Origin of the sequence: Cereibacter johrii (assembly GCF_001720585.1) — a bacterium.
GTDB lineage: Bacteria > Pseudomonadota > Alphaproteobacteria > Rhodobacterales > Rhodobacteraceae > Cereibacter_A > Cereibacter_A johrii.
This window is the reverse complement of record NZ_MABH01000107.1, coordinates 1-6,117: the sequence shown is the minus strand read 5'-3', so window position 1 is coordinate 6,117 and position 6,117 is coordinate 1. Positions and strand designations below refer to the sequence as shown.

Genomic DNA, 6,117 nt, shown 5'->3' with positions numbered 1-6,117 from the left:
GCACGTCCTGCCGCGAGAGCATGGGCGCGGTGGCGTGGGTGAGGGCGCTGCCCCGGTCGCGAGGGCCGCCGAGGGCCGGGCAGATCAGCACCTGTCCGGCCAGCGCCGCGCGGCCGCGCAGCGCATGGGCGACCGAGGCGGCCAGCGCCCCGCCCGCATCCTCGCCCATCAGGACGAGCGGCCCCGGAAAGGCCTGCGCCACCGCCTGCGCCGCCCGCAGCGCATCGTGGAAGGCCGCCGGATGGGGATGTTCGGGCGCGAGACGATAGTCCACCGAGACGGTGCGCAGGCCCGTTCCGGCGGCGATCTCGGCGCAGAGATCGTCGGACTGATCGAGGCCGCCCAGAACGAAGCCGCCGCCATGCAGGAAGAGCACCGTTCCCGCGGGGGCCGCCGGTTCGTAGAGGCGGCAGGGGCGGGGGCCGAAGATCCGGTCCGTCAGGGTCACGTCTGCGGGCAGCGCGGCGCGGAAGGCGCGGCAGAGGCCCGAATGAAGCGCGCGCTGCTCGTCGAGCGGCAAGCGGTCGCTGTCGGGCGGGAAATGGCGGGCGCTGTCGCGGATGAACTGCCAGGTCTCGGGATCGAGAAGATCGTGGTAGTCCGCTTCCAACATGGCCGTCCGCTCCAACCGTCGCGGCGCCACTCTGCGTCCGCAGCGGCGGCGCTGCAATGGCGGGCGGGGCCTGACATGCAAAAGGGCAGGCCGGAGCCTGCCCCTGTCCGCCGAGGAGGTGTCCTCAGGCGATCGAGATGTTCGTCGCCGATTCGCGGCCGTCACGGCCCGACTCGATGTCGAAGGTCACGGCCTGGCCGTCGTTCAGGGCGCGGATGCCCGCACGCTCGAGCGCGGTGATGTGGACGAACACGTCCTTCTTGCCGCCTTCAGGGGCGATGAAGCCATAGCCTTTGGTGGCGTTGAACCATTTCACGGTGCCTTTGGCCATCGTGGTGTCTCCTCTCAGGTATGCCGCCCGCGGAAGTGCGGCGGCTCGGCTCAGTCAGGGCAAGATCGAATGACTGTTGCCGGCGAGGGAGACAGTGGTCGATAAAGATAACGTCGCGCACTGCAGTATGGTCGAAGTGCGGCGTTTTTCAACTGGATTCGCGGGGTCGGGCATAATGACGCCGGTGCGTCGCATTGGCAGTTTCTTGCCGCAGCGGTAAGGATTTCGGCAAAGCGATCTGGAGGTTGGGAATGACCTGGGGAACCCTGATGAGCCGCGCCCACGGCATGTGCGAGCTCTGCGGCGGCATGGACGACTGCCTGCCGGTGGAGGTCGAGGGAGCGGGCGAGATCCTCGTCTGCGCGATCTGCGACAGCGATCCGCCGATCGAGCACTGGCGCTGCCTCGAGAGCGCCGCCCGGTCGGACGTGCCCGAGGTTCAGGTGGCGGTCTGGCGGAAGCTCGGAGAGATCGAGGCGCCCTGGGCCGCGGAGATCCGGGCTGCGATGGCGCTCTCGCCCGAGGCGCAGGCGCTGGTCTGAGGCCTGCTCCGCTGGGGGCGCACCCCGGGCAGGGACCGGGACCTCCGTCTCGTCGGTCCCGGTCGGCATGCCGGAGGCGCGTGGCCTGTCAGAAGCGCCCGGTCAGGATGAGGATCAGCACGATGACCACCACGACGCCCACGACGCCGGACGGGCCGTAGCCCCAGCTGCGGGAATAGCCCCAGCTCGGCAGGGCGCCGATCAGAACCAGGATCAGGATGATGAGCAGGATGGTCGAAATCGTCATGGCGGTCCCCTTGGGAAATGGCTTTCGGCGCCAACGCCTTGACCATGGGGCGGTTCCTGCGGCCCTTGTTATTCCGGTTATTGAATGTGTCAGGCGATGCTGCTAGCGTCGGCGCAGTGTCTTTCGCACGGAGCAACTTCCATGACCCTCGATCGGCTGGTGATGATGTTCGCCGGATCCATGGTTCTCCTGAGCGTCCTGCTCACCCTGTTCGTCTCGCCGCTGTTCGTCTGGTTCACCGTCTTCATCGGGCTGAACCTGATCCAGTCGTCCTTCACCGGCTTCTGCCCCGCGGCCATCGCCTTCCGCAGGTTGGGGGCTCGCCCCGGCTGCGCCTTCGAGTGACGGGGATGCGAGCGGGGGACCGAAGCCCGGCATCGGGCTGACGCAGGCAGAGGGCCAGAAGCCGGGCGTTGGAGTGAGGCACGCGGAGGGTCAAGGCCGGGCATCCGCCCGCGAGAGACCGGGCTGCGCCATCTTCGGCGTCATGCGCCGGCGGACGCGGTGGCGCGGTGGCCGTGAGCCTGTCGGCCGACGCTAGGGCAGGCGGCGCGGCTCGAGGAGCTTCAGCCGGTCTCCCATCAGCGTGTTCACGTCGCGCATCGAATCGAGCGAGTCCTGGGTTCTGCGCGAGCGGTCGAGGAAGGGCGTCGTGCGGCGCTGATACTTGTCGACGGCGCCGTCGGGGATCTGGGTCTCGTCCTGCGGCGGGACCTGACGGACCCGCTGCCGCTGCAGCGCCTCGGCCTGCTCGCGGTGCTTGCAGAGCAGATAGTCGAGGGTCAGCTCGTCGTCGGTGCGCAACGGCGTGCCCTTGGACTTGACGCAGGCCGCCTGCGCCGCCCCCGGAAGGGCGAGCGCAAGGGCCGCGGCAAGCCAGAGCCGCCGCGCCGTCATCGGCTGAACTTCTTGTATTTCACCCGATGCGGCTCGACCGAATCCGGCCCGAGGCGGCGGATCTTGTCTTCCTCGTAGGCCTCGAAGTTGCCCTCGAACCATTCCACATGCGCATCCCCCTCGAAGGCGAGGATATGCGTGCAGAGCCGGTCGAGGAAGAAACGATCGTGCGAGATGATGATCGCCGAACCCGCGAAATCGTCGATGGCCGCTTCCAGCGCCTGCAGCGTTTCCACGTCGAGGTCGTTGGTCGGTTCGTCGAGGAGCAGCACGTTGCCGCCCGAGCGCAGCAGCTTGGCCATGTGCACCCGGTTGCGCTCGCCGCCCGACAGGAGCCCCACCTTCTTCTGCTGGTCGGTGCCCTTGAAGTTGAAGGCCCCGCAATAGGCGCGGCTGTTCATCTCGGCATCGCCGAGGTGGATGACCTCGAGCCCGTCCGAGATTTCCTCCCACACGGTCTTGTTCGGGTCGAGCGCATCGCGCGACTGGTCGACGTAGGAGAGCTGCACCGTGTCGCCCAGCGAGATCGTGCCCTCGTCGGGCTGTTCCTGCCCGGTCAGCATCTTGAAGAGCGTGGATTTGCCCGCGCCGTTCGGCCCGATCACCCCCACGACGCCGCCCGGCGGGATCGAGAAGGACAGGTTCTCGATCAGGAGCTTGTCGCCCATGTGCTTCTTGAGGTTCTCGACCTCGATCACCTTGCCGCCGAGACGCTCGCCGTTCGGGATGACGATCTGCGCGGTCGAGATCCGCTCGCGCACCGACTGGCCGGCGAGCTCGTTGTATTTCTGGATCCGCGCCTTCTGCTTGGCCTGCCGGGCCTTGGCGCCCGAGCGGATCCATTCGAGTTCGCGGGTCAGCACCTTCTGGCGGGCCTTGTCCTCGCGGGCCTCCTGCAGCAGGCGCTTGGCCTTCTGCTCGAGCCACGAGGAATAGTTGCCCTCGTAGGGGATGCCCCGGCCGCGGTCGAGTTCGAGGATCCAGCCGGTGATGTCGTCGAGGAAGTAGCGGTCGTGGGTCACGATCAGGATCGTGCCCTTGTATTCGATCAGGTGCTTCTGCAGCCAGGCGATCGATTCCGCGTCGAGGTGGTTGGTCGGTTCGTCGAGGAGCAGCATGTCGGGCGCTTCGAGCAGCAGCTTGCAGAGCGCCACCCGGCGGCGCTCGCCGCCCGACAGGCTCTCGACATCCGCATCGTCCGGCGGGCAGCGCAGCGCCTCCATGGCGACATCGACCTGGCTGTCGAGATCCCAAAGGTTCTGCGCGTCGATCAGGTCCTGCAGCTGGGCCATCTCGTCTGCGGTCTCGTCGGAGTAGTTCATCGCGAGTTCGTTGTAGCGGTCGAGGATCGCGCGCTTGGCCGCCACGCCTTCCATCACGTTTCCGCGCACGTCGAGCGCGGGGTCAAGCTGCGGCTCCTGCGCGAGATAGCCCACCTTGGCGCCCTTGGCGGCCCAGGCGTCGCCCTGAAAATCCTTGTCCATGCCCGCCATGATGCGCAGCAGCGTGGATTTACCCGCGCCGTTGACGCCCACGACGCCGATCTTCACGCCCGGCAGGAAGTTCAGGTGGATGTTCTCGAAGCACTTCTTGCCGCCGGGGTAGGTCTTGGAGACACCCTCCATGTGGTAGACATATTGATACGAGGCCATGCCAACTCTCCGAAATCGCGGTTTGGCGGCCCTTTTACCGATTGCGCTGGACAAGCACAACGCGAGGATGGTTTCTCGGCGGTTCCGGGCGCGCGGCCCGCAGGGACAGAGGTGCGGTGGGGACGGATCCCGCCGTGCGAGGAGGAGCGGGTGCAGGGCTGGCCCGGGGCTACGGCGGGAATGGTGGTGGGCCTTCTGGGCGGGTCGTTCGATCCTCCCCATCCGGGGCATGTCCATATCACCCGCGAGGCGCTGAAGCGGTTCGGTCTGGACCGGGTCTGGTGGCTCGTCTCTCCGGGCAATCCGCTGAAAGCCCGCCCGCCCGCGCCGCTCGCGCGGCGGCTGGCCGAGGCGCGGCGGCTGATGCGCCATCCCCGCGTCGCCGTGACCGGGCTCGAGGCCGAGACCCGCACCCGCTTCACCGCCGAGACGCTCGCGGTGCTGCAGAGGCGCTATCCGGGCGTGCGGTTCGTCTGGCTGATGGGGGCCGACAATCTCGCGCAGTTCCACAGGTGGGAGCGCTGGCGCGCGATCATGGAAAGCGTGCCGGTGGGGGTGCTGGCGCGGCCTGGGGCGGGGCTGCGCGCCCGCACGAGCCCCGCCGCGCGCCGCTATGCCTCGGCGCTCCTGCCCGAGGGGGAAGCCGCCCGCCTCGGCCGCAGCGCCGCCCCGGCCTGGTGCTTCGTGAACCTGCCGATGATGGACCTGTCCTCGACCGAGATCCGGGCCACCGGCCGCTGGCGCGGGTAGGCGGGCTGGGGAGGTAGCGGACGCCGCCCCGGCGCTTTGCAAACCTGCCGATGATGGACCGTCCTCGACCGGATGGGCGGACTGCGGCGGTAGACCGGCCGCGGCTCCGCCCCGGCCCGGTGCTGCGCCCCCATGGCGGTCCTTGACCGAGATCCGGGCCACCGGCCGCTGGCGCGGATCGGTAGGCGCCGGGAGTAGAGGAAGCCGCCTCTGACTGGCCGCAGTGCCGGCCGCGGGAAGGGCGCAGCGTGCCGCGCCTTCCCTGCATCCGGGGCGGCCGGGCGGCAGCGCGTCACCTGCCGCCCCGGCCGCCGGACTTCTCTCAGGCCAGCTTGGCCGTCATGGTGATCTCGGCCGTCATCAGCTTCGAGACCGGGCAGCCGGCCTTGGCCTTCTCGGCGGCCTCGCGGAAGGCCTCCTCGCTCGCGCCGGGGATCGAGGCGGTCAGGTCGAGATGGACCGCGGTGATGGCGAACCCGTCGCCCTGCTTCTCGAGCGAGACGGTGGCCGTGGTCTCGATCCGCTCCGCCGTCATTCCCGCCTCGCCCAGCACGTTCGAAAGCGCCATCGAGAAGCAGCCGGCATGGGCGGCGCCGATCAGTTCCTCGGGATTGGTGCCGGGGCCTTCCTCGAAGCGGGTGTTGAACCCGTAGCGGGCTTCCGAGAGCACGCCCGACTGCGTGCTGACCGTGCCCTTGCCGGTCTTGAGATCGCCCGTCCAGACTGCGGAACCCTTGCGTTTCATGATCGTCTCCGGTTGCCCGAGGCACGTCGCCCCGCCGTGGCAACGGTCGGGGGCGGCGGACGGTTCCTCAGGGACCGGCCTGCCGGCGGGGTCTGTCCGGTGCCCTGTCCGTGGCAACGCCGCCGGAGGGGGCTCGATGCCCCCGACGGCGGCTCCTCCCGCACCGGAGCTGCCGAGAGGCCATGCCCGGCGCAGGACGGATCGGTCGGAGCGGTCCGGGCGGGTGCCGTTCCTCCGGCCGCGACGCTCTTCCCGCCGGCGACCGCCGTGAGGCGGCCCTCTGCGCAGGTCCGGGGCGGGCGTCCGGGAGGCGGCTCGGGGCCCTGTCCCGGCGGACCCG

At 69.3% G+C, this 6,117-nt stretch carries 9 protein-coding genes; 3 read left to right on the top strand and 6 right to left on the bottom strand.

Annotated features, from left to right (window positions below):
- On the bottom strand, window positions 1-613 hold a 613-nt coding region (locus A9O63_RS07850), incomplete at its 3' end, for an alpha/beta hydrolase fold domain-containing protein (RefSeq protein ID WP_141703056.1).
- A 124-nt stretch (window positions 614-737) separates the two neighbouring features.
- Window positions 738-944, bottom strand: coding sequence for a cold-shock protein (locus A9O63_RS07845; protein ID WP_002720759.1), 207 nt, complete (start codon window positions 942-944; stop codon window positions 738-740).
- Window positions 945-1,195: 251 nt separating this feature from the next.
- Here A9O63_RS07845 and A9O63_RS07840 point away from each other — a divergent pair, with 251 nt between their 5' ends.
- A complete protein-coding gene (locus A9O63_RS07840; protein ID WP_069331425.1) occupies window positions 1,196-1,486 on the top strand; it encodes a hypothetical protein in 291 nt (96 codons plus the stop codon).
- An 88-nt stretch (window positions 1,487-1,574) separates the two neighbouring features.
- Here A9O63_RS07840 and A9O63_RS07835 read toward each other — a convergent pair whose 3' ends face one another.
- Window positions 1,575-1,733 (bottom strand): DUF3309 family protein, encoded by a 159-nt coding sequence (locus tag A9O63_RS07835; RefSeq protein WP_069331424.1) that lies wholly within the window; start codon window positions 1,731-1,733, stop codon window positions 1,575-1,577.
- 141 nt (window positions 1,734-1,874) lie between these two features.
- Between A9O63_RS07835 and A9O63_RS07830 the strand changes: the two genes are divergently transcribed.
- Window positions 1,875-2,078 (top strand): YgaP family membrane protein, encoded by a 204-nt coding sequence (locus A9O63_RS07830; RefSeq protein ID WP_069331423.1) that lies wholly within the window; start codon window positions 1,875-1,877, stop codon window positions 2,076-2,078.
- A gap of 192 nt (window positions 2,079-2,270) precedes the next feature.
- On the opposite strand, the gene A9O63_RS07825 is transcribed toward A9O63_RS07830, so the two are convergent.
- Window positions 2,271-2,630, bottom strand: a complete 360-nt coding sequence (locus tag A9O63_RS07825) for a hypothetical protein (RefSeq protein WP_069331422.1) — start codon at window positions 2,628-2,630, stop codon at window positions 2,271-2,273.
- Window positions 2,627-4,282, bottom strand: coding sequence for an energy-dependent translational throttle protein EttA (gene ettA, locus A9O63_RS07820; protein WP_069331421.1), 1,656 nt, complete (start codon window positions 4,280-4,282; stop codon window positions 2,627-2,629). Before ettA ends, A9O63_RS07825 begins: the two co-directional genes overlap by 4 nt.
- 150 nt (window positions 4,283-4,432) lie before the next feature.
- On the opposite strand from ettA, the gene A9O63_RS07815 reads away from it, so the two are divergent.
- The gene (locus tag A9O63_RS07815; protein WP_227471821.1) at window positions 4,433-5,032 is read left to right on the top strand and encodes a nicotinate-nucleotide adenylyltransferase; all 600 of its coding nucleotides are present in this window, start codon (window positions 4,433-4,435) and stop codon (window positions 5,030-5,032) included.
- 322 nt (window positions 5,033-5,354) lie between these two features.
- Here the strand turns inward: A9O63_RS07815 and A9O63_RS07810 are convergent, their stop codons facing one another.
- Window positions 5,355-5,777 (bottom strand): OsmC family protein, encoded by a 423-nt coding sequence (locus tag A9O63_RS07810; RefSeq protein WP_069331419.1) that lies wholly within the window; start codon window positions 5,775-5,777, stop codon window positions 5,355-5,357.
- Between the last annotated feature and the right edge of the window lie 340 nt (window positions 5,778-6,117).